27 protein-coding genes are annotated in these 26999 nt (G+C 70.0%); 8 read left to right on the forward strand and 19 right to left on the reverse strand.

What is annotated here, in order from left to right; all coding sequences use genetic code 11:
• The first annotated feature begins 76 nt into the window (after nucleotides 1–76).
• Nucleotides 77–595: an Imm1 family immunity protein gene (locus EV385_RS14980; RefSeq protein ID WP_130510028.1), complete on the forward strand. Its 519-nt coding sequence runs from the start codon at nucleotides 77–79 to the stop codon at nucleotides 593–595.
• Between the two features lie 133 nt (nucleotides 596–728).
• Here EV385_RS14980 and EV385_RS14985 read toward each other — a convergent pair whose 3' ends face one another.
• Entirely contained in the window at nucleotides 729–1577 is an 849-nt protein-coding gene (locus EV385_RS14985; RefSeq protein ID WP_130510029.1) for an aldo/keto reductase, read from the reverse strand.
• A gap of 110 nt (nucleotides 1578–1687) precedes the next feature.
• Here EV385_RS14985 and EV385_RS14990 point away from each other — a divergent pair, with 110 nt between their 5' ends.
• Nucleotides 1688–2581 (forward strand): IS982 family transposase, encoded by an 894-nt coding sequence (locus EV385_RS14990; RefSeq protein WP_130510030.1) that lies wholly within the window; start codon nucleotides 1688–1690, stop codon nucleotides 2579–2581.
• Between the two features lie 21 nt (nucleotides 2582–2602).
• Here the strand turns inward: EV385_RS14990 and EV385_RS34315 are convergent, their stop codons facing one another.
• From EV385_RS34315 to EV385_RS15035, 8 genes are all read right to left on the reverse strand, one after another.
• A complete protein-coding gene (locus EV385_RS34315) occupies nucleotides 2603–3271 on the reverse strand; it encodes a 3'-5' exonuclease (RefSeq protein WP_423203049.1) in 669 nt (222 codons plus the stop codon).
• A gap of 16 nt (nucleotides 3272–3287) precedes the next feature.
• A complete protein-coding gene (locus tag EV385_RS15005) occupies nucleotides 3288–4553 on the reverse strand; it encodes a radical SAM family protein (protein ID WP_130510031.1) in 1266 nt (421 codons plus the stop codon).
• Entirely contained in the window at nucleotides 4550–5080 is a 531-nt protein-coding gene (locus EV385_RS15010) for a nucleoside-diphosphate kinase (RefSeq protein ID WP_130510032.1), read from the reverse strand. Before EV385_RS15010 ends, EV385_RS15005 begins: the two co-directional genes overlap by 4 nt.
• A complete protein-coding gene (locus EV385_RS15015; protein ID WP_130510033.1) occupies nucleotides 5077–6096 on the reverse strand; it encodes a thymidylate synthase in 1020 nt (339 codons plus the stop codon). The genes EV385_RS15010 and EV385_RS15015 overlap by 4 nt, the downstream gene beginning before the upstream one ends.
• Nucleotides 6096–7151, reverse strand: a complete 1056-nt coding sequence (locus EV385_RS15020; protein ID WP_130510034.1) for a hypothetical protein — start codon at nucleotides 7149–7151, stop codon at nucleotides 6096–6098. The genes EV385_RS15015 and EV385_RS15020 overlap by 1 nt, the downstream gene beginning before the upstream one ends.
• A 154-nt stretch (nucleotides 7152–7305) precedes the next feature.
• The gene (locus tag EV385_RS15025; protein WP_165449485.1) at nucleotides 7306–7971 is read right to left on the reverse strand and encodes a GOLPH3/VPS74 family protein; all 666 of its coding nucleotides are present in this window, start codon (nucleotides 7969–7971) and stop codon (nucleotides 7306–7308) included.
• 5 nt (nucleotides 7972–7976) lie between these two features.
• Nucleotides 7977–8993 carry an acetamidase/formamidase family protein gene (locus tag EV385_RS15030; RefSeq protein WP_130510036.1) on the reverse strand — a complete coding sequence of 339 codons (1017 nt, stop codon included), beginning with the start codon at nucleotides 8991–8993 and terminating at the stop codon, nucleotides 7977–7979.
• Between the two features lies 1 nt (nucleotide 8994).
• A complete protein-coding gene (locus tag EV385_RS15035) occupies nucleotides 8995–10422 on the reverse strand; it encodes an APC family permease (RefSeq protein WP_242624893.1) in 1428 nt (475 codons plus the stop codon).
• 1066 nt (nucleotides 10423–11488) lie between these two features.
• Here EV385_RS15035 and EV385_RS15040 point away from each other — a divergent pair.
• On the forward strand, nucleotides 11489–11935 hold the full coding sequence (locus tag EV385_RS15040) for a hypothetical protein (protein WP_130510037.1): 447 nt from the start codon (nucleotides 11489–11491) through the stop codon (nucleotides 11933–11935).
• Entirely contained in the window at nucleotides 11932–12276 is a 345-nt protein-coding gene (locus tag EV385_RS15045; protein ID WP_242624894.1) for a winged helix-turn-helix domain-containing protein, read from the forward strand. The genes EV385_RS15040 and EV385_RS15045 overlap by 4 nt, the downstream gene beginning before the upstream one ends.
• A gap of 57 nt (nucleotides 12277–12333) precedes the next feature.
• Here EV385_RS15045 and EV385_RS15050 read toward each other — a convergent pair whose 3' ends face one another.
• The 8 genes from EV385_RS15050 to EV385_RS15085 form a co-directional block, all read right to left on the reverse strand.
• Complete coding sequence (locus EV385_RS15050; RefSeq protein WP_130510039.1) at nucleotides 12334–13245, reverse strand: phosphotransferase; 912 nt, start codon at nucleotides 13243–13245, stop codon at nucleotides 12334–12336.
• Nucleotides 13242–14411, reverse strand: coding sequence for an NsdA family TPR-like regulatory protein (locus tag EV385_RS15055; protein ID WP_130510040.1), 1170 nt, complete (start codon nucleotides 14409–14411; stop codon nucleotides 13242–13244). The genes EV385_RS15050 and EV385_RS15055 overlap by 4 nt, the downstream gene beginning before the upstream one ends.
• 598 nt (nucleotides 14412–15009) lie before the next feature.
• The gene (locus EV385_RS15060; RefSeq protein ID WP_130510041.1) at nucleotides 15010–16515 is read right to left on the reverse strand and encodes a tyrosine-type recombinase/integrase; all 1506 of its coding nucleotides are present in this window, start codon (nucleotides 16513–16515) and stop codon (nucleotides 15010–15012) included.
• The gene (locus tag EV385_RS35100) at nucleotides 16478–17140 is read right to left on the reverse strand and encodes a hypothetical protein (RefSeq protein ID WP_242624895.1); all 663 of its coding nucleotides are present in this window, start codon (nucleotides 17138–17140) and stop codon (nucleotides 16478–16480) included. Before EV385_RS35100 ends, EV385_RS15060 begins: the two co-directional genes overlap by 38 nt.
• Before the next feature lie 11 nt (nucleotides 17141–17151).
• Nucleotides 17152–17487, reverse strand: a complete 336-nt coding sequence (locus EV385_RS15070) for a DNA methyltransferase (protein ID WP_165449332.1) — start codon at nucleotides 17485–17487, stop codon at nucleotides 17152–17154.
• Complete coding sequence (locus EV385_RS15075; RefSeq protein WP_242624896.1) at nucleotides 17484–18326, reverse strand: hypothetical protein; 843 nt, start codon at nucleotides 18324–18326, stop codon at nucleotides 17484–17486. Before EV385_RS15075 ends, EV385_RS15070 begins: the two co-directional genes overlap by 4 nt.
• 16 nt (nucleotides 18327–18342) lie before the next feature.
• A complete protein-coding gene (locus EV385_RS15080) occupies nucleotides 18343–18921 on the reverse strand; it encodes a DNA cytosine methyltransferase (protein WP_242624897.1) in 579 nt (192 codons plus the stop codon).
• On the reverse strand, nucleotides 18918–19823 hold the full coding sequence (locus EV385_RS15085; protein WP_242624898.1) for an adenine nucleotide alpha hydrolase family protein: 906 nt from the start codon (nucleotides 19821–19823) through the stop codon (nucleotides 18918–18920). Before EV385_RS15085 ends, EV385_RS15080 begins: the two co-directional genes overlap by 4 nt.
• 239 nt (nucleotides 19824–20062) lie before the next feature.
• Here EV385_RS15085 and EV385_RS15090 point away from each other — a divergent pair, with 239 nt between their 5' ends.
• Genes EV385_RS15090 through EV385_RS15100 form a run of 3 tightly spaced genes read left to right on the forward strand, consistent with a single transcriptional unit; the run spans nucleotide 20063 to nucleotide 23050 of the window.
• Nucleotides 20063–21085: a tyrosine-type recombinase/integrase gene (locus tag EV385_RS15090; RefSeq protein WP_242624663.1), complete on the forward strand. Its 1023-nt coding sequence runs from the start codon at nucleotides 20063–20065 to the stop codon at nucleotides 21083–21085.
• The gene (locus EV385_RS15095; RefSeq protein ID WP_130508004.1) at nucleotides 21086–21421 is read left to right on the forward strand and encodes a helix-turn-helix domain-containing protein; all 336 of its coding nucleotides are present in this window, start codon (nucleotides 21086–21088) and stop codon (nucleotides 21419–21421) included.
• 33 nt (nucleotides 21422–21454) lie between these two features.
• A complete protein-coding gene (locus EV385_RS15100) occupies nucleotides 21455–23050 on the forward strand; it encodes a site-specific integrase (protein WP_242624662.1) in 1596 nt (531 codons plus the stop codon).
• Here the strand turns inward: EV385_RS15100 and EV385_RS15105 are convergent.
• A complete protein-coding gene (locus EV385_RS15105; RefSeq protein WP_130510042.1) occupies nucleotides 23020–24108 on the reverse strand; it encodes a TRM11 family SAM-dependent methyltransferase in 1089 nt (362 codons plus the stop codon). The genes EV385_RS15100 and EV385_RS15105 overlap by 31 nt on opposite strands.
• Nucleotides 24101–25033, reverse strand: coding sequence for a hypothetical protein (locus EV385_RS15110; protein ID WP_130510043.1), 933 nt, complete (start codon nucleotides 25031–25033; stop codon nucleotides 24101–24103). The genes EV385_RS15105 and EV385_RS15110 overlap by 8 nt, the downstream gene beginning before the upstream one ends.
• Before the next feature lie 1066 nt (nucleotides 25034–26099).
• On the opposite strand from EV385_RS15110, the gene EV385_RS15115 reads away from it, so the two are divergent.
• A complete protein-coding gene (locus EV385_RS15115) occupies nucleotides 26100–26996 on the forward strand; it encodes a hypothetical protein (protein WP_130510044.1) in 897 nt (298 codons plus the stop codon).
• Nucleotides 26997–26999: the final 3 nt, after the last annotated feature.

Genomic DNA, 26999 nt, shown 5'->3' on the forward strand with positions numbered 1-26999 from the left:
CTCCCGAAAGGACACCGAATCCAAGAGCTCGTGACAATCACGGGCGTCGCGGCGCCCGAACGTTCTGGAGCAACACATGATTCTCAACGTGGTGATCCACAACAAGTGGCAATACGCGGAGACCTGGCCGCAAATGGACGCACTGATCACCGAGGTAACCGAGAACCTTGCTTCCGAGGGCGCCGTGACCGTCGACTCGCTGCAGTTCCAAGACCCCGGCGAGGACGCACAGTTCATGGTCGCTGACCGGCGTCTCACCGACGATGACCTGCCGGCCAACCACCTACGCGTCGCCGTCAACCGCTCCACCGGCTACGGCGCCCTCATCTGGCACGCAACGAAGAACTTCCCCAAGAGCGGCGACATCTACGACCACATCTGGGTGTCCGACAACCCGCAGCCGCCGAACCTCGACCCCCGAGTCCTGGCAGACCCCTGCGAACCAAGATTCCACGACCGGCGAAGCACTCTCCCGGCACCCGATGTCCGTCAGGCTCTGGAGGAGTTCTGCCGCACCGGGACCGGCGACCGTCCACAGTCAATCGGCTGGGTTCGGGGTTGGTTGAACGGACACCGGCTCGACGAGAGTCCATAGCTACATCCCGGCGAGACCCCCGGGTGGGGCCAACAGGGTGAGGCTGCGGCCGGCCGTTGAGGGCACCCGGCGACCTGCAACTGCCGGCCGCGCCGAGGGGCCGAAGGCCGCGACCGGCCATGGCTAACCCGCCTCACCGACCGGGAATTTCCGGCATCACGATCGTGGTAGCGCCGTTCGAGGTGGTCCTGGCGTCGACGGTGCAGTTGCTGCGCAGATGCTCAAGGGAAGCAGTACCGGGGATGACCAGCATCACCGGCGAGCGCTGCAGCAGCGTCCGCAGGATTGTCCCTGGCGCGGGCGTGTCCGCGGCGCCAGCGCCGGTCCGGGCAAGGTCCGCGCCAGCGTCGAACGGTTTGTGGGCGACGTAGGCGAGGCCGTTGCGTTCGCAGTAGTCGAGGACGGGGTCGGTGGTGGTCAGCCCGTGCTGGTTCTGCACGGCGGCGATGTCGGTGATGGTGCGGGCCTGCTCGACCTGGTCGACGGTGACCTTCGACAGGCCAATGTGCCGGATCTTGCCGGCCTGGCGCAGCTCGACCAGCGCGCCGAGCTGATCGGCGAGTGGCACGTTGGCGTCGACGCGGTGCAGGTAGTACAGGTCGAGGCAGTCGAGGCCGAGGCGGCGCAGGCTCAGTTCCGCGCTCTGGGTCAGGTATTCCGGTCGGCCGCAGGGCCGCCAGATGTTCGGTCCGGGCCGGGTCAGCCCGCCCTTGGACGCGATCACTAGCGAGTCTGGGTAGGGGTGCAACGCTTCGCGGATCAGGGACTCCACGGTGTGCGGGCCGTACGCGTCGGCGGTGTCGAGGTGGTTGATGCCGAGGCCGTGCACGGCAGTGCGCAGCACGGTGACGGCGGCGGCCGGATCGGCGGGAAGGTCCCAGTGGCCGGGCCCGGTCAGTTGCATCGTTCCGTAGCCGAGCCGGCGGACGGGCAGGGCACCGCCGATGGTGAGGGTGTCGGCGGTGGCGGGTGCAGTGGTCATGGCAGGGGGTGGCCTCTCCTATGGTGGCCGGCGCTGCCGCTGGGCCTAGACGAGTAAGTCCGAAGTACCCCTGAGTGGCGGTCATGACGAAGGGTGTCGATGATCCGTTTGTGACGACAGACATCAACACCCTTCTGACCGCACTGTACGTGAAGATCGATGACTGGCTGGGACAGCCCCGCAGGACGGGGCGGCCACCGAAGCTGTCCGAGGCGGAACTGCTGACCCTTGCCGTCGCGCAGGTACTGCTGGGGGTGCGCTCAGAAGCGCGGTGGCTGCGGTTCGTGCCGCGAGCGCTACCCGGGGCGTTTCCGTACCTGCCCGGCCAGTCGGGCTACAACAAGCGGCTCCGGGCGGCGTTACCGCTGTTGAAACGGGCGATCCGCGCGGTCGCCGCGGACACCGACCTGTGGGCCGACTCGGCGTGGGTGGTCGATTCCACCCCGGTCGAGTGCGGCCGGTCCCGGCCCACCGCACGCCGCTCCGCGTTGGCCGGGTGGGCCGGATACGGCTACTGCCCGTCGCATTCGCGCTGGTTCTGGGGGCTGCGGCTGCATCTGATCTGTACTCCTGCCGGTCTGCCGATCGCCTGGGCCCTGGCCACCCCGAACATCGACGAACGGCAGGTCCTGACCGCGGTCCTGGAGGATGACCCGAGCCTGCTGTCCGGCCGCAGCGGCCTGGTCATCATCGGCGACAAGGGATACGTCTCCGCCGAACTCGACCGGTGGCTGGCCGAACGCGGGGTGCGGCTGCTGCGACCGTCGTACCGCAACCGCACCCCACGCGTAGGCGAACACCTACTCAAACCGATCCGACAGCTCATCGAATCGGTCAACGACACGCTCAAAGGCCAGCTCGACCTCGAACTCCACGGCGGCCGCAGCATCGAAGGCGTCGGCGCCCGCATCGCTCAACGCCTACTGGCCATGACCGCCGCCATCTGGCACAACCGCGCAACCGGCCAGCAGCTCACCAGGTCCTTGATCGCGTACGACCACTGACCTCAGTTAGGACTTACTCGTCTAGTCGAACAGGCTCTGCTGTGGCGGCGCCGCGATGGCAGCGCGGGCAGCAGCGGCTGTCTCCGTGGGAATGCCGGCGACGTCGACGAGCTGCTGCAGCGTGGGTTCGGCGGTGAAGTGTCGGCGGATGAGTGCGCCGAGCAGCAGCGCCGCGGCGGTGGTGTCCCACAGCGCGCGGTGCGGTCGGCTGCCTGGCGCGGCCGCGGCGACGTCGCCGGTCAGATCGAGGTGGGTGAGCAAGTTGGACAGGCCGAGCTTGCCGGCCACGGCCGCGGCTTTCGCCAGGCGACGGGTGTCGATCAGCCCGGCGACGGTCAGGGTCGGCAGGTGCCGATGCAGCAGCCGCCAGTCCACCCCGATGTTGTGCCCCACCAGCCAGACGCCGCTCAACCGCGCGATCAGGTCACCGCGGACGTCGTCCAGGGTCGGCTCGCCTTGCAGGGCGAGCCCGGCCAGGCCGGGCGAGATCCACGGTCGGGCCGGGATGGCCCGTCCCGGGTCGATGCAGGTGGTGTAGGCGGTGGGCAGGTCCGGGCGGCCGTCGATCAGGCGGATCGCGGCGATCTCGAGGATCTGTTCGTCGTCGCGTTCCTGCGCGCCGCTGCCTTCCAGGTCGAGCGCCACGAGGTTCGCCGTGTGCCAGGGCCGGGTTCCGGAGCTCACCGCCATCACCGTACCGGCCGGGTCAGTCGTCTTCGGTGCGTGCGGCCAGCGCGAAAGTGCGCCTCACCCGTTGGAAGTCCGCGGACTGGGTGGGGTCCAGGGCGTGGCCGGTCCTGGACCGGCCGTGACCGCCGAGCACGTGTGGGGTCTCGATGTCCCAGATCTGGTAATTGACGGTGTGCTGGATCGCGTAGCGGCGTTGTTCGCCGAGGCCGCTGGTCCACACGTGCCCGTCGTCCAGGATCCACGGGGTGTCGAACCCGAAGTGGTCCAAGACCTGCTGCATGTCGTTGTCGGTTGGCCGGCGTAGCGCGTCCGCGCACCGCTGCTGCTGTTCCAGCGGGCAGATGTCGCACAGTTCCCGGACACCCCAATGGCCGTTGTAGTCGAACGTGCGGTGCGCCCACGCGACCCCGCAGGAGGTCTTGCGGAACAGCGGGGTGGTGATGCCCGAGGCCCGCCACGCGGCCACGACGCGCTGGTCAAGGTCGGCGGCCATCGTCTTGCGGCGGTGATACTCCTGCTCGCTGTACGGGACGGTTACCCCGAGGTTTTCCAGGTAGGCGGCGTTCTCCTGCTTGTGGTACAGGCCGGTGAACACCAGCGCGTCGACGTCGCGGCCGACGTCCAGGACGTGCGCCATAGTCTCAGGGGTGTCGTTCCAGCCAGGGGTGATCGGCCGCCAGTACAGGATCACCCCGGTCCGGCGGCGGTGCTCGGCCGCAGTCCGGATCGACGTGACGGTCATGCCGCTCTTGGAGATCGGCTCGATCCGGGCGTCGGTGATCCCGGAGTAGGTGAACAGGAGCGTGACCCGCAGATGCGTCAGGCTCTCCAGGAAGGCCATGTCGTCGGCGGTGACCTTGAACCGGGTGATGACCAGCATGTGGTTGGTGAAGCCGCGTGCGTCGAGGGCGGCCAGGACGTGGAACAGGTGCGGTTTGACGCCGGGCAGGAACGGGTCGGTGGCCTTGTTGAAGATCTGCAGCGGCGTGGTGTGCGGGGTGAACATCGGATGGTTGATCAGCAGCTCGATCGCCTCGTCGGTCGAGACGAGCAGCTGCGGGATCTTCATGTCGAAGTTGCCCCAGAAGTGTCGAACGCAGTAGCCGCAGTTGAGGGTGCAGCCGACGATGTGGTTGAGCGACAGGCCGCTTTTGCGGTTGCCGATGATCTGCGCGATGTAGGGGTCCAGGTCGGTCTGCTCGGCCGGGGGCATCAGCCTCAGCTCGCGCGGGCCGGGAGAGATCTGCAGCAGCGGCGGGGCTGCGGTTCCGGTCTCGGTCATTGAGGGTCTCCGTTCGCGAGGATGGGCGTGGGGGTGAGGAGCAGGTGCTCGTTGCCGGGGCCGAACCAGGTGGCGAAGTCCGCGGCGGCGTCGTCGCTGGTGTCGGAGCTGTGGATCAGGTTGTCGATCAGCCGGCCCTCGGCTGTGGCTTTGGCGAGGCTGTCGGCGGCGTACCGGCCGCGGATCGTGTCGGGGCCGGCCGCGGCCGGGTCGGTCGGCCCGAGCAGTGCCCGCAGGCGCCGGGCCGCGTCCGGGCCGTAGCCGAGCGCGACGGCGGCCTGCCGGCCGACGTAGATGCGGGTCAGCTCGGCCGGCACGTCGCGGCGGAGTTCGGCGGAGCGGGGCAGCATGTCGGCGTAGTGGGTGAAGATCTGCGCCTGCGTCGGGTACACCTTCGTCACGTGCAGCACCCGCAGGTGCTGCTCGACCATGGCCAGCACGGGGTCGAGCAGGTCCCTGGCCAGGCAGTCGGGCTTGATCAGGATGACGGTCCAGAACCGCCAATCGACACGGCGCAGCGTGCTCATGACGGTGTGGTGGGCGGGTAGTCGGCGGTGATCCGGTCGGGCCAGCGGGCGGCCAGGAGCCAGCGGTGCGCGGGCGTCAACGCCGCGGCGATGTCCGTCGTGACCGGATGACCGGCCTGGACTTGCTGGTACGCCTGGAAGACCAGCAGCGCCTGCTGCCAGTAGTGCGGCAGCGGCAGGGCGGTCACGGTGTCGCCGGTCAGTTCGCCCGCGCCGGCACGCAGCACGGCCTCCCACTGCAACAGCAGCTCGAGCTCGGCGGAGCTGAGCCCCGGCATCTGCGGCGCCGGGAACCGCGGCGCCGGACCGGCGTCGGCCTCGGCGAGGATCGCCGCCACCTTCTCCCGGTCGAGGACGTTGATGTGCATCGATCCGACGTGGTGGGTGTAGCTGCCGACCGGGACACCAAGCCTGCGCGCCGCCAGCTCCTGGATCATGGTGAACGAGAACGTGTCGCAGAGCAGGCCGATCACCGCGTCGTTGCCGCGCATGTAGCCGGTGGCGTGCAGCCGGCCACCGCGCAGCATGAACTGAAGGCCGAGGGTGCAGGCGACATCGGGATTGTCGGGCCCGATCGCCTCGTGCGGACGCATGATGATCATCGCGGCGCGTTTGCTGTCGCGGTCCTGCTCCAGCGCCTTGACGCACCGGTCGAACTGCGACAGCCCATCAGGCCCGTCCGGACGGAACAGCCGCGGCCCGTACGCCGTGCCGGTCAGGGTCAGGCCGTCAGTGGACAGCTTCGCCAGCCGCGGCGCGTAGTAGCTGATCATGGTGATGTCGTCGCGGCCGGCGACGTACCACAGCAGCTCGGCGTAGTTGAACGCGATGTTCGCCCGGCGCGCGGCCAGGTACGGGGTGCGCTGGATGGCGTTGGTGAGCCGGAAGCTGATGTTCGGGACCTCGAGCGCGTCCTTGCCGCGGCCGGCCGTCTTGTACTCGGGGTGGTCCAGGAGGTGGCGCAGCACCGCGGTGTAGGCCTCGGTGAACGTGGCGAACTCGGCCGGCGTGAGCATCAGCGGCTCCAGTGAGGGACGGGCCGGCCGGCGCCGGCGAGGGTGGTTACGGCGGTCAGCAGGACGGCGGCCTGGGTGCTGGCCCGGAACGGGTCGAGGTGCTCCAGGCACGCCCGGATCAGGTCGGCGTGCTCGGCGGTACCGGCGATCCGCGTAAGCCAGCGGACCTTGTCGAGCACCTCGCCGCTGTCGCGCACGTGCAGGATTTGCGGGGTGAACCGGTCGGCGCAGACCGTGTCGGCCGGGGTCAGCGGCAGGCATCCGGAGGTGACCGCCTCGAACAGCCGCGAGGTCTGGTGGCCGACGGTGCGGTACCGCTCGGGCAGCAGCAGGACCGTGGCCAGGGACCGGTCGTGCAGGGCGGCGACCTCGTCGAACCGGGCCCGCCCGGTGAACCGCACGTGTGGCCACGCCTCGGTGTCGTGCCACTTCCCGGCGACCTGGTGGGCCAGGTGCGCGGCGGCCGGCGCGAAGTAGCGCGCGAACGCGTCGTCGCGGCCGTACTGGTTGCCCACGTACGCCAGCGGCAGGCCGCGAGGACGCGCGGCGAGCCGGTCCGGGTCGGCGGCGTCGAGCAACTGGTCAGGGACGGGGCAGGCCACCGTGACCGCCCCCGGCGTGGGGTGTAGCGCGTACTCGGCCACCCGCATGTTCGGCCTGCTGCGCAGCGGATCGTCGGCTGGCAGCCACCGGTCCTGGTCCCAGATGATCGTGGGCAGGGCGAGCGCGTCGGTGTAGTGATCCAACAACTGCTGCTGGCGGTGCAGGTCACAGGTATGCCCCGGCGTCGCGCACTCGGTGGTGTTACGCCCGGGCAGCGGCCACCGCCACTCGTAGACGACCGCGTCCAGCTCGGGCAGCCCGTCGTCGAAACAGTAGGCGCCGGTCAGATCGGTGCCCGCCTCGATCAGGTCCCGGTTGGCCTGCAACAACACCACCTGGTGCCCGTACTGCCGGAGAGCGTCCAGGAACGGCCGGCGGTAGCTGCGGCCACCGTCGGGGGTGTCGAGGACGCCGTTGGCGAGGAACCCCCAGCAGCTGTATCCGATCCGCATCGGTGGTGGGGATGTCGCGGGTAGAGGTGGCACCGGCCTTCCTTCCGATCGACGGGATGCATCGCCTGCGGGGTCATGACCCCGCAGGCGATGCATTTTCTGGGGGCTGGCCGCACCGCCGACGGGGACGGCGGCGCGGCCAGCGGTTAGGGGGTCAGCGGTAGACCGCCACGGACAAGGCGCCGATGGCGGTGTCCACGGCGGCGGTGATGTCGGGGATGGCGTGCAGGCGTGGGTCGCCGAAACGGGTACGGATGCCGTTGGTGATGGCATCCAGCCGCGCCCGCAGCTGGCTGGCCGGCAGGCTGAGGTACAGGATCGACTCCAGGCCGGTGCTGCGGATCAGCGCGCACAGCGCGTCGGTGTGCAGGTCGCTGCGCTCGGGATACTCGACGGCTTGCCGTGGCGCGCCGCGTGCACGGGGTACGACCATCGGTTCGACCAGTTGGTAGCGGGAGCCGCGCAGACGGCGACGGGTACGGCGCAGGATCCCGCTGTGGAGGAGCAGGTTCGTGGTCTGCTGGTACATGTCAGGGCTGTGCCGGTGCAGCACATCCGCAACCGTCGGCCCTGGCGGCGGAACCCGCACGGTGTGCAGGACCAGATCACTGGCGTAGTCGCCGGTCCACTGGTTGCTTGCGGTGCGCGGGCTTACATGGTCGTCGGCTACGTCGATCCAGCCGGTGATGACCAGGTCGATCAGGCAGGCGCCGACCAGCGCGATTCCGAGCGCCGGCAGGTTAGTCCAAGGCCGCAGATCGGTGCGGTCTTCGTCGTGGGCAAGCAGATACAACTCAGCGCGTAGCGGTAACCGTTGCACCCTGCTCACCCCCTGCCCGGATCGTGGTGGGCGGCGAGCGCCCGCAGCCGGTCGTGGGCGCCGCCATACGCGGCAGCACCGTGCAGGTACGCCTTGTCGATCACTGCGAGGATCGTGTAGTTCGGGTCGCAGACGTTGCCGACCGGGGACCGGCCGGCTTGGGAGACAAGCTGGTAGGCGTCCAGGGTCTCTAGCCCCGTCAGTTCGGTCGTCCACCGCACCAGGCCGGTGTGACTCGTCCGGTAGGCGTCCTCCAGCGGGCGTGCGGAGCCGACACACATCAGCGCCGTGTCGGACTCCAGCCGCGGAGCGGGGGTGGCTATGCCCTTGATGACCTCGGGAATCAGCACCACGGTCATCGCTGTCTCCACCGCGACGCCGCACGCCTCGCCGTCGCCTTGGCGGGCGTGGCCGTCACCGACCGCGAACAGCGCCCCAGGCACGTTCACCGGCAGGTACAGGGTGGTGCCCGCCCGCAGCTCGGGGGTGTCCATGTTCCCGCCGTGCAGATCGGGGACGATGGTCATCCGGGTCTCGCCGGCGGCTGGGGCCACCCCGATGGTGCCGAGCATCGGCGCGAGGGGCAGGTCCACCGTGTAGTCCGAGCGGCGGGCCGTGTACCGGACGGTACCCGCCGCGGTGTCGATGTCGTAGCGCCACACCCGTTCCTCCAGCGGCGGCTGCAACGTCGCGGTCTGGGCCGTGCTGGTCAGCGCGCCGAAGTGCGGGAACGTGGAGCTGACGCCCCAGTCGCGGGCCGGGGTCAGCGACACCAGATGCAGGGCCAGGGTGTCGCCGGGTTCCGCCCCTGCCACGTAGAACGGTCCGGACACCGGGTTGAGCTCAGGGAACCGGCACACCTGGCTGGGCAGGTCGCCCATGGTTCGGACGGCGCCGCCGAAGCAGTCCTCGGTGTGGATCCGCATGACCGTGCCAGGCTCCACCCGCAGCACCGGCTGACGGCCGCCGAACGTGTAGGCCAGCTGGTGGGCCTGCGGCGCGTACTCCACGACGTCGGCCATGTCAGCGGCCCTGCCCGGCCAGGCGGGGCCTGCGGCCCGTCGCGTACAGGCCGACCAGGATCACCACGCCGACGCCCATCCAGATCAACGCGACCCGCTGCGCCATGACGTTCGCGTTGATCGCTACCAGCACCAGCAGGCCGATGCCGACGAGGGGAACGAAAAGGTGGAACCACAGGCTTCGGTCGCGGCTGCGGTCACGACCCCGGACAAGGTAGTGCCAGATCACCGAGACGTGCAGGGTAATGAACGCGACCAGCGCACCGAAGTTCACCATCGAGGCAAGCAAGCCGATGCCGTCGTCCCGGGAGGCCATGTACAGGCCCAGGCCGAGCGACAAGGCGGCGACGACGAGGTAGGCATTGACCGGCACCGCTCTGCGAAGCGACACCTTGGCCAGGAACGCAGGTAGCTGCCTGTCCCGGCCCATCGCGAACAGCAGCCGGGTCGTGGCGACCTGCGCGACCAGGGTGTTGGCCACTCCCCAGGCCAGCGCGGTCGCCACGGCGGTCAGCGCGCCCAGCCAGGGCGCTGCTACGCGGGCCGCGTCGTAGAACGCCGTTCCCGCCGGGTCGCCGTCGGCCACCAGCGCGCCCGGATGGGGGATCAGCAGGGCGGCCACCCAGGTCTGGACGATGAACAGGGCACCAGCCAGGACCAGCGCAGCGATCATGGCCCGGCTGATCTGGTTCGGAGCGCCCTTGTTGTCCTCCGCCAACAACGAGATCGCATCAAAGCCCAGGAAGGACAACATCGCCACCGACACCGCGGCGGCCACGACCGGCCAGGAGAACGTGGCGCTGTCGAACCACGCCGCGTTCGCCGGCAGGCCGTTGCCCTTGCCCGCGACGATCGCGGCCACGCCGACCATCAGGAACAGGGCCAGCACCACCAGCTCCCCGATCAGGAAGATTCGGACCATCGCCGCGGTCAACCTCATCCCGCGCATGTTGACGGCGGTGGTGCCCAGCACGAACACGGCGATCCACGCCCACACCGGCACCGCCGGTGTAACAGCGTTCATGGCCACCGCCGCGACCAGCGCGAGCAGGCCCGGCACAAGGAAGTAGTCGAGCAGGATGGTCCACCCGGCCAGGAACCCGACCGCCGCGGCGATCGCACGGCCCGCGTAGGAATACACCGAGCCGGCCATCGGGAACGCCTTCACCATCTGCGCGTACGAGGAGGCCGTGAACAGCATCGCCACCATGCCCACCGCGTAGGCCAGTGCGACCATTCCGCCGGACGCGCTGAACACGCTGCCGAGGATGCCGAATGGCGCGATGGGCACCATGAAGATCAGCCCGTAGAACGCCAGGTCACGGGTCCGCAGGGTGCGCGGCAGGGTCGGCTGGTAGCCGAACTGGGTGAGCGGATCTGGATTGCCTGCGGTTAGAGGTGCCAACGAGGGGTGGGTCGCGGGTCGCACGGGATTCCTCCGATGGGGTGCCGATCCGAGCGGTGCAAAGGGGAAGAACCGAGGGTGCCTCGGCCAAGGCCGGCAGCTTCGCCGAGCAGCGCGGCGGCCAGCTCGAGCCCAGCCACGCCGGGGGGACAGTCCTTTGGGCGAGTTGGTGCGCAACCCGCCGCCACGCCTTTCGGGTCGGCAGTGACGGCGGGCGCGGCTCAGGGGCGCGCAGGGCGGGTTGCCGGGACCGCCGGCGCCGTACGCGGTCGTCGATTGCGAATACGCGCGGCGGGCCCGGTGCGGTTTGCCCCACCCTGCGGCTCACGGCCACGGGTCCGGATGGAGCCTCGGGCACACTGCCGTGACCGGGGGAATGCCCGCGTCACGTTCAGCTGTTCCGGCCGAGCGCCGCACGACGCTCGTTTGGAGGCTTCGGCAGGCTGGATGCCAGCCGCTGCCATCACCCGCTCGGCGTAACCCCGTACCCGGCATGGGCAGACGCCACAGGAAGTGCAGCGTCCGCCGACGTCAGCGCGATGGCGGCGATATACCTCAAGTACGAGGGCAAACAGCGGCGAGGACCCCAGCCCGGACAGGACCGCGTCGGCATGCGGCGGCATCATCAATCCTCCTCGACGGCGGACCGGCCGCACTCCCGGGATGGGCTGTCCCGGTACGTCGGCGGGTCACCACGACACCGGTATGTCGCGGGTTGTGTGCCTACGATCACTGATCGGTCCGCAAACGGGGAACCTCGACTAACCCGGTGAAAAACCAGGTGAGTTAGCCGCGGGACCGGTGCTGAAGTGGGTTTTCATCCGTTGGAATGGCGGCGTGGACAGCCCGGTTCAAGGTCGGGGTTGCGACCAGATCAGCGGACGGCGGACGGGGCCGGCGCACTTCCCGACGCGCTCGCGTATGGACCGAACCTCTGAGACCTCTGCGAGGAAGGCCTCTTGTCCTGTCGTCTGAGGCGCAGCGTCAGGGACACATCCCGTAGGACCCGTTCGAGCATTGACGGTTTCCACTCTGGCAAGTGTTTGCTAGCTTGAAAGGGGAGATCGGGCGGGAGCGCGGAGGTAGGCACATGGATCCGGCATTCGCACGGGAAGCTCTTCAGACTTCGGATGCCGCTGCCGCCGCGGCACGCCGACGCGGCCAGGGCGGCGCGGTGGTCTACCTCGTCCTTGGTCTGGCCGTGACGCTTGTGGTCGCGCTCCTCGGCGGGCCGCTACTGGCTGGGCGGGGCGGCGGGTTCGTGATCGTCATGCTGCTTGCGCTGGTCCCGCTCATGACGGCGACTGTGTACTCGGCCAGCCGATCGGCGACACCACGACACAGCCGGTCAGCCAACGCCGCCCTGCTCGGGCTGGCCGCGGTGCTGCTCTCGGTGACGCTGACGGTCGGGGACGCGATATTCCCCAGCTCGTACGCCTGGTGGACCGGCGGCGCCGTGCTGACCGGCCTCGCGGTCGCCGTCTGCGGTGCGCGCGAACTGTCGCAATGGCACGCGGAGAGTGGTGCAGGAGGGTGAGTTCGACCGGATATCACCCGCGGCTGTCGCTGGATCCGCTCATCCATCGGCCAATCACACTGTCAATCGTCTCCGCGCTCTCGGCTGTCGACGAGGCGGACTTCGCCACCATCCGAGACATCGTCGTAGTGTCCGATTCGGCGCTCTCCAAACAGATCACCGCACTCGAACAGGCCCGTTACCTCAAGGTACGCAAAGCCTTCGTCGGCCGGCGGACCCGCACCTACCTGTCCCTCACCACCGCAGGGCGGGCTGCCCTCGCCGCACACCGTAAGGCGCTGTGGGCGATCGTCGGAGAGGACGTCGCCGAAGCCCCGGGGGCCGAACTGCCCGGAACCTAATGCCTACGTTTCAGGAGCTCGGGTTCCAGCGGATGCCCAACGTACGAGGTGGCCGCGTCAGCGAGGCAGGTCACCGAACGCTGTCCACCGCACCGTCTCGTCGCCGGAACGGACGGAGTCCAGACGCAGGCGGAACTCGTCGGCGACACCGGGTGCGCTGGCCAGCAACGGCACCGCCGCAGCGATCATCTTCAGTTCCCGGGCCTCACGTAACAGGGGCCAATGCGGGTCCTGAGTGATGTCGTATCCGTACGCTGCGGCGAGCGCCGTGTGTCCGCCGGTGCGCCCGAACCGGGCTTCATTCGCGGGTGCGGGCACCAGGTCGACCTGCCACGGCCCGACACAGGTCGCGTCGAAATCGCACAGCAGGACCCGTCCCGATCGATCGCGTACGAGGTTCCCTTCGTGCGCGTCGCCATGGACCAGGCGCCGGTTGCCGCGTGCGGCGAAGTCCCGGAGCTGCGGTTCCAGCCGGGCGCACCATTCCAGCAGGTAGTCGCGATCGCGGGCGTCGAGGCCTTCGGCGTCAGTCATCCGTGTGCGGGCGTCACCGATCGGATCCCATTGCGGCAGCAGGTGAGGCGGCGGTTCAAGACTGTGGAACTCCCGCAGGACGGCGCCAAGGTCGGCAGCGTCCGGGTGCCGTCCCGGCCCGTCGGCGTACTCCCACACCGTGGCGAGCAGCGGCCCGTCGACGACTGGCTGGCCGATCCCGCCGGCGAGCCGGATCGTCGGCGCGTTGACGGTCTTGAACCATGCGCCGAGCGCGGCAACCTTGTGTACGCGAGCGTGTAGTCGGTGTGTTCGGGTTATCCGTACGACCAGTCCTGCGGCCGGCAGCATGAACACGGCGTTGTTCGTCAGCCGTAGCAGGTCGGTACCGGAGGCGTCGACGTCGATCTTCTCGGCGATCCGAGTGAGGCTCTGCCGCATGGCCTGCTCGGTGAACCGTCCGTCACCGCCGCTCATCGGCTGCTGACGGCCACGGTGGGCAGGGTGTGGAGGAAGTCGGCGACCTCTGGCACGGCACGGTACGGGTGGGCGTCGCGGCGCAGGTTGGCGAGTCGTTCCTGGACCCGTGGCGACACGACCGCGGTGGCGTGTACCCGGGCCCGGTTCCCGGCCTGAAGCGCCAGCTCAGGAGCGCCCGCGAGGAAGTACGCGCTGGCAAGGCCCACCTGGTTCAGGACCGTACTGCGGACGCTCTGCGGCCCGAATGCCTCGATCGCCGCGCTGACCCAGGACACCGCTGCCTCGCCGTGCCGCTGGTCGGCGCGGGCACGGTCACGGTAGACCCGGCCGTACTGCGCGAGTAGTTCCCCTTCGTCGAAGAAGCCGAGCCACTCGGGTTCGCTTCCCGGGGCCACGCGGGTGAACGCCTCGCTGGAGGTGCCCAGCGCGCGTTCCGCGCCCTCGGCGTCGCCGAGCGCGGCCAATGACGCCGCTTGCGCGCCGGACAGGATCGCGGTCATCGCTGGGGTCGGGTTGAGCCGGTGGTGCGCCAGGTGCAGGATCTCCAGCGCTTCCCGGTTGTGACGTAGGTGCTGCATCTGCTTTGCCTGGCCATATCGGATGTGCGCGACCAGTTGCCGGTCACCGGACTCGATCGCGTACCGTTCCGCCGCCGCGAAGTGCCGCTGCGCATCGCTGTGCCGACACGCGTCGAAAGCGGTCCATGCAGCCAGGTCACGGGCGTTCGCGATTGCCGTCACCAGTTTCGGTCGGAGCCGTTCGTCAACCCTCTGGTCGAGTAACGCCGACACCGACTCGGCGAACACGCCGACGTCGTCGACCAGCGCGCCACCGCCGAACTGATGGTCCGTGGTGCGATAAAGCGTGATCAGGGCGTTGAGTCGCGCCACATCGGAAGTACCGATCCGGCGACGGGCCGCCGACTGTGGGGAAAGCAGACCCGCAGCAGCGGTAACCGTTGCCAAACCCCACAACAACGTCCGCCGACGAACGTGAACACCGACTGTGCCAGGCGGCTGATTGCCGTCGTAAAGACTATTGGCAACGTCCAGGCCCGAACCGTCACGCAATTCCGGGGGTAGGTGCCACGGCACCGTCGGCGCGTCCGGGTCTCCTGGCGCGCGTCCTAGCTGTGCTGGTTCGGCGCTGGTCGCCATCTGCATCCGGCTGAGGCGCTGCGCCACTCTCGTTCGCGGGTCCTCACCACGGGCGACCGGGCCCCGCGGACCGTGAAAGAATCCCAGCTCGGCGTCAGTGGACACCCCGAGGACTGCCCTCAATGCCTCACGGCGGCGAGCGCGCGGCCACCGAATCCGGCCCTGTTCGAGTTGCCCAATGTAGGCGCCATCGACAGGATCATCATCCTCGTAGGTGGCCCAAAGGTACGCGGTGACAGCCTCCGCGAGTTCCAGACGGGACAGAGCCAGGCCGGAGCCGGAGGGAGACTGCAGCCGGTTTCGCGCAGTAACCAGGCGCGTGTTCGCGTGAATAGGCGTGGCACCGACGTCGCCCACAACCGTGCGTACCTCCGTCCGGGATGCCGCCGGGAGGCTGGGATAGCTCCCGAGATACCCCGTTCTGAGATGCTACCGTCCCTGCCCCGCGTGGTGAACGGGTCAGCACCAGATCGAGAGGGTCGGTGCGGGCCGTGGCCCGCGCTGTCATCGGTCGCACCACGGTCGGGCGGACGCTGATGACGGAAGCGGGCCTCTCCCGGCGTGGGAGAGGCCCGTCTGCGCTGCTGCGGTGCCGCCGATCCCATTAGGCGGCGGGTGGTCGGCGGGGGATGAGGTCGGCGGCGGTGTCGGCGTGCTGGCGTTGGAACTCCAGCAGCACGCTGGTGTAGATGTCGGAGGTGGTGCCGACTCGGGCGTGCCCGAGGAGTTCCTGGACCTCCTTGAGATCGGCCCCGCCTGCGCGGAGATAGGTAGCGGCGCCGTGCCGCAGGTCGTGCAGGCGTACGGGGGGCAGGCCGCTCTTGGCGACGAGGTGTTCGAATCGGTCGCTGACCGCTTGCGGGTGCCATGCCTGCCCGTCGGGGCGTACGAAGAACAGCCCGGTGTCGGGCCATTCGTCGCCGCTGGCCTTTCGCCAGCCGTCGCGTCGGCGACGGTAGTCCAGCAGGACGGCCTCTGTCTTGGGGCCTGCGGGGATGACGCGTTCCCCGGCGTCGCTCTTCACGAATCGGGTGACGGGTTGGTAGCCGACGGCGGTGATCTGCTGGACGACCGTGATGATGTGGTCGTCGAAGTCGACGTCGTGCTCGCGTAGGCCGCAGGCTTCGCCGCGGCGTAGGCCGCGGTGCACGATGAGCAGGAACAGCGGGTAGAGGGCGATGTCGTGACGTTCGGCGAAGTCCAGGAACTCGCCCGCCTGTGCGGGGGTCCATACCATGACGGGTCCGGGGCGCTCTCCGGTCTTGTTCCACCGGGCCACGGCGGCGCTCGTCCACACCTTGGGTTTGCGTTTCTTCTGTGGGCGTAGCTCGATGCCGATGGCGGGGTTGGAGTCCCGCAGGTGGTAGGTGTGGATCATGTCGTTGAGGAATTTGCGCAGGGTGGCGTGCAGGCGTTGCAGGCTGGACGCGCCCAGTGGCCGGACTCCGCGCACGGACGCCTGTACGCGCGGGTCGGGGCTGGACTTCGCGGTGACGATGTCGGCGTTGCGTTCGTCGAGGGCGTCGTACATCGCGTTGATGTGGTGGTGGTTGAGGTCCTGGATCGGCACGTCGCCGAGGTGCGGGGTCAGGTAGAGGCGGATGTGGTCGGAGTAGCCGCGCATGGTGTGCTCGGCCAGGCCGCGCCGTCCCTTGAGCCACATGGTGAGGCACGCGCCGGTGGTCTTGTCGGTGTGCACGGCGACCCCGGCCTTGACGCGTTTGGCGACGGTGTCGCGGTCGGGCAGTGGGGTGCCGCGTTTGCACGCGGCGAGCATGTCGGCGATCTCGAGGCGTCGCTGCGGGTTTGTTCCAGCGAGGTCGAGCAGGCTGCGGACGTGGTCGAGTTCGGCGGCGGCGGCCTCGCGCAGGGCGAAGCCGCTGGTCCGCCGCAGCTGGCGACGGGGTCGGCCGGGGTGGTGGGGGAGTTCGAGTTGGTAGCCCCAGGACCCGTGGTGCGGATGCCAGCCGCCGCCGGCGCGGTACAGCTTCGGGCAGGCGGAGTTGAGGCGTCGTCTGGTGGCGGGGTCCTTGCAGCTGCAGCGTTTGAAGACGGCGCCTTCGCCGCTGTTGTCACTCTTGCGGGAGGCGCCGAGTAGTTGCGTGTTCACGGTTCTCCTGAAGTCGGGGGGGCTGGGACCGTGGTTGCGGTCCTTCCGATCGGTCCCTGTGGTGATCCACGCTCTGCTCGGCGGCGGGGGTCAAGTCGGCGCCGCTCGTCAGACGCAGGGCCGCGAGGATCGGTGCGACGGGAATCCGGTAGAGGGTGCCAGCGCGGATGACCGGCACCGGGAAGGTCCCGTTCCTGGCGAGGTTGTAGGCCAGGGCCCGGCCGAGGCCGAAGATCTGGGCGGCGGTGAGCAGGTCGGTGACGGCGCCGAGCGCACGGATGCGTTCCTCGGTCCATACGCCGTCAGGGGTGGGGTTCTCGGTGTTCGGGGTCGTGGTCGGGTCGATGGGCATGCGTGAGCTGCTCCTTGCTTCGTGAAGGGGAATTGAGGCCGGCAGCGTGCAACGAGGTCCGTCGAGCGGTCCCGGTTCGTCGAGCCGTCCGGGCGTTCGATCCATGACCCTGGGGTTTTCGAGCAGGCGGGGGACCGGCCGACCCACGATGGCCACCCCGACCACAACGTCGCCGTCCGTGACGCCGATGGAGAACTTGTGTCCCCGAGGGTGGCCGGTGGTGACGGTCCACTCGGACACGAACTGGCGGGTCTGCGCGACGGTCACCGGCACGGTCCGAAGGCTCACTCCGCCCGTCCCGGGCCGGGTAGGTGCGGGGTGTGCCGGGTCAGCGTCTCGTCGAGGAACACCGAGCTGACGTCGATACCTTCGAACCGCCGCCCGAGCTGCAACGCCGCCAGCCCGGTGGTACCGGCACCGCAGAACGGGTCGCCGCGGTCCCAACGGCCGGTGCCGTAGTCGCGTAGACCCCAGAACGGTGGGGAGGTGACCAGGCAGTCGACGCTGTCGTCCGGCATGGCCGTAAGGACACGGGTGGCGTCGCCCAGATACAGCTGGACTGGGCCGTGCCGCCGGTAGCGGTGAGCGTTCAGCGCGGGCAGCTCAGGGTGGCCGGTCATCGGCGCACCGCCCACCGGTGCGGGCACAGCAGCAGCCGCAGCGCGGCTGCGGCCTGCTGGTGGACGACCCCGTTGCCGAGCACCCGCAACGCGGCGGTGCGGGGCAGCCCCAGATCGGTGACCCACCCTGCTGGCAGGCCCATGAGCCATTCGACGAACGGTGGACCAAGCACCGGCTTGCTGTGCCTGCCGGGCTGGGTTGGTTCCGGGACGGGTCGGCCGAGCAGCACCTCCCACCGGGCGACCGCCTCGGCGTAGCCGCCCCAGCGTTGCGGGTCGACAGTGCCGAGGTCTGCGACCGCGGTGGTGAGGTCGACCCCGCCGGTGCCGTGTCGCCAAGGGCCGTGCCCGTCTGACGCCCGTGGCGTCGGCAACGTGCGTACCTGGACCGCCGCCGAGGGAAGGGTCAGGTCGCCGTGCGAGCCGCGCTGTCCCGGGCAGCCCTTGGCGCCGTCGGTGGCGCGTGGGGTGGGCAGCAGCACCTGGGACAGCGGGGGCCGGAACCCGCGCCCGGCTCGTCGGCCTGGCGTGCCGGTGTCGCTGGCGCGCGGTGTCGGGAGCAGGCGGGCGGCGTCGGTCAGGGTGCGACCGGCGTGTCCGACCATCGGCGTCCTGCGTCCGGCGGTGCAGTTCGCCGAGCAACGGGAGTCTGCCATCGTCGGTGTGGGCAGCAGGGGCCCGGGGGTGAGTTGCTCGCGGACCAGCTGGGGCAGACTGGGCCGGTGGGCCGCCCCCGGCGACGGTGACCGGTTGGAGCCGGCGCTGGCCGCGGTGGGTGTGGGCAGCAGCATGTGTCGGCTGCCGCCGGGTTCGATGAGGTCGGGCAGGCTGCGGGGCATACCCGGCCCTTTGCCGTCACGGGCGCACGGAGTCGGCAGGGTTGGTATCGGCGTTGAGCAGATCCGTCCGGACGGCCAGCAGGAACAGCCGGTCGCGTCGGTGGGCGGCGCCGATGTCGGATGCGCGTAGGCATAGCCAGCTCGTGTCGTACCCGAGCGCGGCCAGATCGGCGTGGACTTGGTCGAGTCCGCGCCGTAGGAGCGCGGCCACGTTCTCCACGAACACGTACGCCGGTTGAAGCGCGCGAACGGCGTCGGCGACGGCTGTCCACACGCTGCTGTGGACGCCGGTGATGCCGGCCCGCTTGCCGGCGTTGCTGATGTCCTGGCAGGGGAAGCCGGCGGTGAGGATGTCGACGGGTGTGACGGTGCTCCAGTCGACGGTGCGAATGTCGCCGAGGTTGGTGACGTCGGGCCAGTGGTGGGCCAGGACGGTGTTGGCGTGCGGGTCGGTCTCGGCGTACCAGGCGAATCTGCCGCCGAGCACCAGCTCGACGGCGAGGTCGAGCCCGCCGAACCCGGTGCACAGGGACCCGATGCGCACGTCCGTGCCGGATCGGTCGGTGTCGAGATGGGGCTGTCTTGCACTGTTCACGCCACCTCCCACCCGGCCGTCGCGGTGCCGATGTCGGCCGGCTCCGGTGGGTCGGGGTCGACCGGCTCGGTGGGGTGTGGGCAGGTGAACGGCCCGCACCCCGGCATGTCCTCGGGCGTACGTCGGGTGCGGGGGCGCAGGACCACCTCGTCGAGGGGGACCCGCTGCGCGTGCAGGTAGTACCGGCCACGCAGTGGGTGCCCGTCGGCGTTGGCGCGGGCCGACCCGTGCCGGATCCGCCGATCGAAGTCGACGGCGTCCGCCCACTCCGCGGGGCTGGTGGCCTTGAGGTTGGCCCAGAACCCGTCGTCGTGGAACGGACATCCGATACAGGACGACTTCCCGAATCCGCTCAAGCCGTGTTCGTTGAGATAGCGCAGGCAGTCGTCGCGGCGCCAGCCAAGATCCAAGAGCGGGAAGGTGTTGCGCATGTAGACGACGTCGGCGTCGCGGGCGCGATGGATCTCATCGACAGATATTCCGATGTCGACCTTCGCCCACACGCCGGCTGGGACCCTGGCGGGGTGCGGGTAGCCGAGCCGGCGCCGGACTTCGGCTTTGATCGGCCGGATCTTGTATTCGCTGGTGCATTGACGTCGGGCCATGCCGCGTTCGCCGCTGGGGCCGAGGGTGAACAGTGGCATGGACGCGAACCGGTGGGCGGGGTTGAGGGCGTCAGCGCGGATGTTGCCGGTCGACACCCGTACGACCGGCATCCCGGCTGCCGCGGCGATTCCGGTCAGCCGGTCGAGTTGACGGTATACCGAGCGGGGTTCCCATCCGGTGTCGGCGAAGACCGCGACATCGAACGGGGCGATCTCGCCGCGCGCCGCGAGCAGGACGATGGCCGAACTCTGCAACCCGGCGCCGAGACTGAGGACACGAAGACGGGGCCGGCTCATTCGCTGCCCTCCCCGCCGGTGGATTCGACTAGTACGACATCGCTTGAGTTCGTTGTCGCTGTCGTGTGTGTGCAGGTGCCTGGTCTCGTTGATCTCGCAATGTGGATCAATGGTTGTGTTCTGAGCCTTCCTCGGGAATCTTGAAGCTGCTTCGGATGGTCCGGGTTGGCTTCGGTTGATGTGAACGTGAGGTTCTCGGGTTGGGACTGGCGGTCGTCCGGGATCTCCGAGACCGGCGTGTGCCGGCGTCCGCGGAGGAACTCGAGCGGTTCGAGGTGGATGTGCTGGCCGGGTTCGTGCTGGCGCGGGCTTCGGCCGGGCTGACCGACGGCACGGTCCGTGGCGATGTCAGCCAGCTCGAACAGATTCGGGACTGGTTCGGCCGACCGCTGTGGGAGATGGAGCCGGCCGACGCCGACGCCTACTTCGGCCGTGCGCTGCGAGGTGCTCCCTCGGGCACGAGACTGGCCCGTTCGCAGGCGCTGCGGATCTACTTCGGGTTTCTGGAGCTGAGGTTCCAGGCGGAACTGCACGCGTTGACCGGGCGGGTGGTGATGTGCCCGATCGACGAGATGAACCGCCCCCGTGGGCGCAAGGACGCCAAGCTGCGGATCCCGCCCAGCGCCGAGGAGATCGACGTCCTGTTCGCCGGGTGGGCGGCGGAGCTGGCGACGTGCCGCAAGTTCGCGCCGACGGCGCGCAACTACACCGCGGCCCGGCTGATGGCCGATGTCGGGCTGCGTGTCAACGAGGCCCGCAACCTGGACCTGGATGACATCAAGTGGAACGTCGGCCCGTTCGGCAAGCTGCACGTGCGCTTCGGTAAGGGCTCCCGCGGCTCCGGCCCCCGCGAACGGGTGGTGCCGTTGATCAACCAGGCGGGCCGCACCCTGGCCTGGTTCATCGAGGACGTGTGGGCGCACTTCGGCGGCGACCACCGCTCGCCGCAGGCGCCGCTGTTCCCCTCGGAACGCCACGGCGTGCGCCGGGTCGGCTACGACTCGCTGCGCGCCGGGCTTGCCGACGCGGTCGCCACGCACCTGCCCGCCTGGACGGACAGGCTGACCCCGCACGTGTTGCGGCACTACTGCGCGTCGCAGATGTACTTGAACGGCGTGGACTTGATCGCGATCCAGGAAATGCTCGGCCATTCCTGGGTGGCCACGACGATGAAGTACGTCCATGTGCACCGCACCCGCATCGAGCAGGCGTGGCTCGACGGGCAGCGGCGCGCCGCCCGCCGGTTGGAAGGACTGGTCTGAATGCGCTGGAACATGCGCCTGGTCGCCGCCCAACGAGGCATCTGGAAGGCTTCCGACGTGCAGCGGCTGCTCGCCGAGCACGGCCTGGTGATCTCCGCCGGGAAGATGTCCGGGTTGTGGTCCGGCCAACCCGTGACGATCAAGCTGGCCGACCTCGACGTCATCTGCGTGGCGCTGGACTGCCAGGTCGGTGATCTGCTCATCGCCGAACCCGACACCGTCTCCCGGCCCGGGCAGGACACTTCCGCGAAGCCCGCCGCGGACGCCACCACGCCCAGTGACATCCGGCGCGTGGTGCCGCGCCGCCGTGACGGCCGCTCCCTGCCACCGCGCTGACCGGTGGGCGCCCGCGACCATGACGGCACGCTCGTGCCACGAACCGTCACCAGCTGCGCGGCATGCCTGGCCTGGGGCCTGACCTTCTCCCAAGGCGTCTGCCTCGCCTGCTACCAGTTCGCCAACCCGCGCGACGGCAACCCCTACGGCGACTGCCAGGCATGCGGGCGTCGGCAGCGAGTCCGTAAGGGCTACTGCCGATTGTGCTGGTGCCAGGCCCGTGACGACCGGCGACGGCTGGCGTCCGACGCGCGCTCCGCGGTCGTGTTGGCCCCCTATCTGACCGGAATCCGCTGGCAACAGCTGTTCCTGAGCATCAGCGACCGCCGCCAGGCACCCCCGCGCAGCGCGCCCCGCCGCTACGGCGTCAAGGGACGGCCCCGCAAGCAGCCACCGCCCGCGGCCGGACGCCCGGTCAGCCGCTGGCTGCAAGAGCCGCTGCTGCCCGCCGGTCGCCGTGACTACCGGCGCGGTGTGATCGACCTGCGCGCCGGGCCGCCACCGGATAACCCCTGGCTGGCCTGGGCGCTGCACCTGGCCCACAGCACCGCCGAGACCCGCGGCTGGGCACCCGTCGTGCGCCGCGCCATGCAACGCGTGCTGGTCATGCTGCTCGCCGAGCACCGCGAACCCGACCGCATCCGCGTCAGCGACTTCGCCGCTGCCGCCGCCGGGCAATACATCAACCTCGACTACGTCGTCGAGATCCTCACAACCATGGGCGTCGTCGACGACGACCGGCCGCCCAGCCTCGAAGGCTGGATGACCGGCAAACTCGCCGGCCTGCCCGGCCCATGGCGGCGAGACCTGACCAACTGGGGCCGGCTGCTGCGCGACGGCGGCCCACGCAGCCGCCCGCGGCACGAGGGCACGGTCCGCACCTACCTGAACGTCGCCGCCGATGCCGCCGCGTCCTGGCCGCACCGTGACCACCTGCGAGAAGTCACCCGCGACGACGTCGACGCCTACCTCAGCGCGCTGCAGGGCCGACGCCGGGAAACGGCCACGACCGCGCTGCGCGGGCTGTTCCGGTGGGCGAAAACCCACAAGCTGATCTTCCGGAATCCGACCCGCGGCGTCCGCGGCGTCACCGTGCCCGACCTGATCTGGCCGCTGCTCGAACCGGACGACATCACCGCCAGCGTCACCGCCGCGACCACCGTGCAAGCCCGGCTGTGTGTCGTGCTCGCCGCCGTCCACGCCGCCCGACCCGGCCAAATCCGGGCCCTGCACCTCGACGACGTCGACCTCACCGGCCGCCGGCTCACCATCGCCGGCAACAGCCGCCCCTTGGACGACCTCACCGCCCAGGTGCTGCTCGACTGGCTCACCTACCGCCGCGAACGCTGGCCGCACACCGCCAACCAGCACCTGCTGATCAGCTACGCCAGCGCGCTGGGCCACGGCCCGGTCAGCCACACGTGGATCCTCAACCTGCGCGGCCTGCCAGGCACCCTCGAACGACTGCGCATCGACCGTCAACTCGAAGAAGCCGTCGCCACCGGCGCGGACCCGCTGCATTTGGCTGCGGTCTTCGGCTGCAGCGACGGCGCCGCCATCCGCTGGGCCACCAACGCACGGGAACTCATCGGCGAGCCTCACGCGACTCGCCTCCCCGAGTCGCCGTGAACCCCGGTGCCGGCATGGCATGATGTCGCCTCAGGACACTCGGATTCGCGTTGCGAACACTTGGGTTCAGCCGAACTCGCGAAATTTGCGGCTTTGGTGAAGATCAGGACGTCCTCGTGGGCGATCAGGTGCAGCGGCGTCCCGGCGGCGCGTGCCTTCCGCACGGCGGTGATCTGGAAGAACGAGGGCCGGGCGACCAGCCGGCCATCCCGGACCGCGCTGAGCAGTGCCACGCAGCGTTCCGTGGGGATCAGCCCGGCGCCTAGGCCGGCCCCGATGACTGCCGAGGGCAGGTCGACGAGCTGGCCGTTCTTGCGCCAGGGCCGGGCGGTGACCACGACGTGGCCGCCGGGGCGCAGCAGCACGGCGCAGCCGCGCAGGATCTCCGCGAAACCGTCGGCGAGGCCGGTCAGGTCGCGGTACGCGAGGTTGCCCTTGTCGGTGCCGTAGGTGTTGTCGGACTTCGCCACGCCGCCGTCGCCGGGACGCACGAGGCCGTGCACGGTCGGCCCATACGGCGGTGAGGTCACGACCAGCGCGACCTGCCCGACCAGGGCGGACGGGACGAGCGACAGCAGCCGGGTGGCGTCCCCGCGGATCACCGCGGCGTTGCCGGGTGCGTCCTGGGTGTGCGCGTGGGCGATGTTCGCGTCGGCGATGTCGGACCAGCGCGGTTCGTACTCGATACCGATCGCGTCGCGGCCGAGGTGCGCCGCCTCGACCAGCGTGGTGCCGATCCCGCACATCGGGTCGAGGACCAGGTCCCCGGGCTGGGTGTAGGCGGTGACGGCGTGCGCCGCGATCGCCGGGAGCATTCTCGCGGGGTGTTTGACGGACTCGGCCACGTAGCGTCCGCGGCGTTGCACCGGACCGGTCGTCTGCGCGGTCGTCCATACGGACAGGACCTGCGGGTCCGCGCGATGCTGCCCCTCGTAGGGCTCGGCGTTCTGGTGCCGGGGCTCATGCGTAGCGTCGCCGCCGACACGATGCCGCGCGTCGCCGGCACGGTGCCGACCGGGACGGGGATGGTCCTGGGTGGTCGAGGTGCGCTCAGCCACGGCGCTCACCGCCCTTGCGGCGGCTGTCGGTGGGCTGGTGGCTGAACACCAGCAGGTCGGCGTGGACGCGCAGGTGCGCGACCGTCCACTGGGCCCCGCCGACCTCGGCGGCGAGGCCGAGCAACTCCTCGTCGGTGACGTAGTAGACGAACGCCTCGGCTCCCGCGTCGGCGTCCACGGCGACGATGTGCTGCAGATAGCCGAGCCCGACGCTCGCGGCCGCGGTAGAGATGGGACTGAAGTCCTGCGGCGCGGTCGCAATCTGGTCGGGTGCGGCGACCACGAGGACGAGGCAGCCACCCGGGCGCAGCAGCCGGGTGCAGGCGGTCAGCAGCCAGGCCAGCCGGACCCGGTTGGCGACGTCCCCGTCGTGCAGGGGCCACATCGCCACGACCAGGCTCGTGCTCGCCTGCACGGACGCGCCGTCGGCGAAGGGCTCGATCCGGCCGACTGTCGGGTCGTCGGCCGCCGCCAGCGGGTCGGTGAGGTCGTCACCGAACCAGGCGGGCAACTCCGGCGGCTCGACCCGGCCGTCCTCGTGAAACGCCGGGTCGCCGGCGTTGCCGGTCTGGGCGCTGATGTCGCCGGGCAGGGTGCTCGGGCCGATGATCAGGCTGGCGGCGTCGGTGAACCAGCCGGGGTGATGCCTACGCCGACCGGCCTGGCAGGCGGCGGTCAGGGCGTGTCCGTCGGTGAGGTCGACGACCGCCTCCCCGGCTCGGCTGTAGGCCGAGACGAGCCGGTAGGCCAGCCGGGCACTGACGGGACGCAGCATGTCCTGCTGCGTGCGGGCGGTGCGCCACACCGTGATCGGCACCGGCGGGTCGCCAGGTACGGCGTCGATCAGGGTCGGGTCGGCACCGGAGGAGTCCGGTCCGACGGGTCGGTCGGGGATGCGGTTGGGCTGCGGTGACTGTTCGCTCATGTGATGTCGGCTCCACGCCGCACCGCTGATGCGCTGACACCCTCACACCGCTGTATGTGTGCTCTGCCGAACGCTTCCCCCGCTCACAGCCACTCACAGCCGCCGCTGGCGGCTCACAGTGACGGTGAATTCGGCACACAGTCCCGATATGGGTCGATTCTCGGCCTCCACGTGCGAGCCCAGAACCGTGGGCGCACGGCGCAGACGCCACGCCAGAGGATGTGCACACAGTCCGGTAACCGCCACGTCGTCCGTGTCCCATGACGTTCTACAGGGTTTCCGCGTCACCGCCCGAAATCGGAGTCTCGGCGGATCGCTGGCGAATATCGCGGCACGGCCAGGCATCGACTCACACACCTGGGGTCTGTGCGGCTTGGCCCGCCCACCGCGTCCCGGGCTGCGGCCGACGCCGTGCTCTGGCGCGGCTCGACTGCCGTGCCACCCGGATCATCGTGCCGGGGACGCCGCGACACGTCGCAGGCGTCGATGGTCTGTCAGTGCGACAGCGGTCCTCGCCGTCTGCCGTGTGACTACCGGCCGGGGCGGACAGGACCACGCCGGCCGATGTCATTGTTCCGAATGGTCGGACGCCGTCGCCGTCGAGGTTGGACATGCCTGCGTACGGGGGCGGCGAGCGTGTCACGTTCCGGGCTGTCCCGGGTGTGAGCGGCGGGTCGGTGTCCGCGAGCTGTCGTTGTGGGCCGTGGTGAGACCGTTGTGAGTCGTGGCGAGCGCGGTCCCTCGCCGGTGACATCGCCTCGTTGACGGAGTCCGCGGTCCTCCTCGTGACGCTCTCCGGACGGCTGTCGCCGTCCGTCCCGCAACGTCACAGTGCAGCTCATTCCGGGTGTCATGGCCTCGTGTCAACGACATTCGTCGATGTCATGGGCGACGGTTGACCTGAGCCGGGCCGACAGCCCGGTGACGCCGCGGACATGTGACATCGGGCCGATGACCTGTGGAGTGACACAACGGTGAGCCGCTCGTGTCCTACTCGGTGCCTCGACGTCGCCGCCCTACACGGGCCGGCGATGTCACCCCACCCTCGACGCCTGGAGCTTGTGACATGAGCGTGTCCGCTACCGACTGGCCGACCTCCCCTCTGTCCGCCGCCGCGACCGCGTTCGCGGCACTGATCTGCGAGCCTGACCCGATGACCCTCGACCTCGACCAACTGGACCCGGACGCCGGCCTGCCGGCCGGTGTCATGACCCTGACCGACCTGGACGACTGGCTGGCCAAGCACCGGCGTGCCTTCGCCGCGCGGGATGCGGTCTGGCGCGAGCTGGTGCGCCGGGCCCGACTCGATGGGCCGGAATGGGTGATCGCCGCCGTCGGGATGGCGATGCCGGCCCTGCGCCGATACGCCGTCCAGCTCGCGATCGGGTATCGCGGTGACCGCGACGACGTGGACGCCGAGGTCCTCACCGGCTTCCTCTGCGCCCTGCGGGAGCGGGTGGACCTGGCTCGGCCGGCCCCGCACGCCGCCCTGTGCATGGCGGCGTTTCGGGCCGGGCATGACCATGTGCGCCAGTCGCGGGAGTACACCCCGGTCGACGACGTCGAGCACGTGACCGGCCCGCGCACCCCGATGGTGCCGTGGGGTCATCCTGACCTGCTGGTGCGCCGCGCGGTCCATCTCGGCCTGGTCGACGAGACCGACGAGCGGCCCTACATCGACGTGCGGCTCGGGCAGAAGGCCATCGAACCGATCGCCGCCGGCCTCGGCGTCACCACCGACGCGCTGCGGATGCGGTTGGGCCGCATCGACACCCGCCTCGCCGACGCCCTCGGGCGGGGCCTGTTGACCGGCGCGGTCTCGGCGGATGCCGCTCAGCTGCTCGCCGAGCAGGCCGACCGGCGCGCCGCCCTGCGCGCCAGCCGCGCCGTCTCCTGCGCCGGCGGGTCGGCCACCTCGCGCAGCCACCCCGCGCAGGTGACTCTGCTGCCCTCCGCGGCCTGAACG

The sequence above is a fragment of the Krasilnikovia cinnamomea genome (assembly GCF_004217545.1).
Taxonomy (GTDB): domain Bacteria; phylum Actinomycetota; class Actinomycetes; order Mycobacteriales; family Micromonosporaceae; genus Actinoplanes; species Actinoplanes cinnamomeus.

Excerpts from the sequence above, each read along its gene's own strand:
- EV385_RS14980 (WP_130510028.1), top strand. The coding sequence starts at position 77 with ATGATTCTCAACGTGGTGATCCACAACAAGTGGCAATACGCGGAGACC.
- EV385_RS14985 (WP_130510029.1), bottom strand. The coding sequence starts at position 1,577 with ATGACCACTGCACCCGCCACCGCCGACACCCTCACCATCGGCGGTGCC.
- EV385_RS34315 (WP_423203049.1), bottom strand. The coding sequence starts at position 3,271 with ATGGCGGTGAGCTCCGGAACCCGGCCCTGGCACACGGCGAACCTCGTG.
- EV385_RS15005 (WP_130510031.1), bottom strand. The coding sequence starts at position 4,553 with ATGACCGAGACCGGAACCGCAGCCCCGCCGCTGCTGCAGATCTCTCCC.
- EV385_RS15010 (WP_130510032.1), bottom strand. The coding sequence starts at position 5,080 with ATGAGCACGCTGCGCCGTGTCGATTGGCGGTTCTGGACCGTCATCCTG.
- EV385_RS15015 (WP_130510033.1), bottom strand. The coding sequence starts at position 6,096 with ATGCTCACGCCGGCCGAGTTCGCCACGTTCACCGAGGCCTACACCGCG.
- EV385_RS15020 (WP_130510034.1), bottom strand. The coding sequence starts at position 7,151 with ATGCGGATCGGATACAGCTGCTGGGGGTTCCTCGCCAACGGCGTCCTC.
- EV385_RS15030 (WP_130510036.1), bottom strand. The coding sequence starts at position 8,993 with ATGGCCGACGTCGTGGAGTACGCGCCGCAGGCCCACCAGCTGGCCTAC.
- EV385_RS15040 (WP_130510037.1), top strand. The coding sequence starts at position 11,489 with ATGGATCCGGCATTCGCACGGGAAGCTCTTCAGACTTCGGATGCCGCT.
- EV385_RS15050 (WP_130510039.1), bottom strand. The coding sequence starts at position 13,245 with ATGAGCGGCGGTGACGGACGGTTCACCGAGCAGGCCATGCGGCAGAGC.
- EV385_RS15055 (WP_130510040.1), bottom strand. The coding sequence starts at position 14,411 with ATGCAGATGGCGACCAGCGCCGAACCAGCACAGCTAGGACGCGCGCCA.
- EV385_RS15070 (WP_165449332.1), bottom strand. The coding sequence starts at position 17,487 with ATGACCGGCCACCCTGAGCTGCCCGCGCTGAACGCTCACCGCTACCGG.
- EV385_RS15075 (WP_242624896.1), bottom strand. The coding sequence starts at position 18,326 with ATGCCCCGCAGCCTGCCCGACCTCATCGAACCCGGCGGCAGCCGACAC.
- EV385_RS15085 (WP_242624898.1), bottom strand. The coding sequence starts at position 19,823 with ATGAGCCGGCCCCGTCTTCGTGTCCTCAGTCTCGGCGCCGGGTTGCAG.
- EV385_RS15095 (WP_130508004.1), top strand. The coding sequence starts at position 21,086 with ATGCGCTGGAACATGCGCCTGGTCGCCGCCCAACGAGGCATCTGGAAG.
- EV385_RS15110 (WP_130510043.1), bottom strand. The coding sequence starts at position 25,033 with ATGAGCGAACAGTCACCGCAGCCCAACCGCATCCCCGACCGACCCGTC.
- EV385_RS15115 (WP_130510044.1), top strand. The coding sequence starts at position 26,100 with ATGAGCGTGTCCGCTACCGACTGGCCGACCTCCCCTCTGTCCGCCGCC.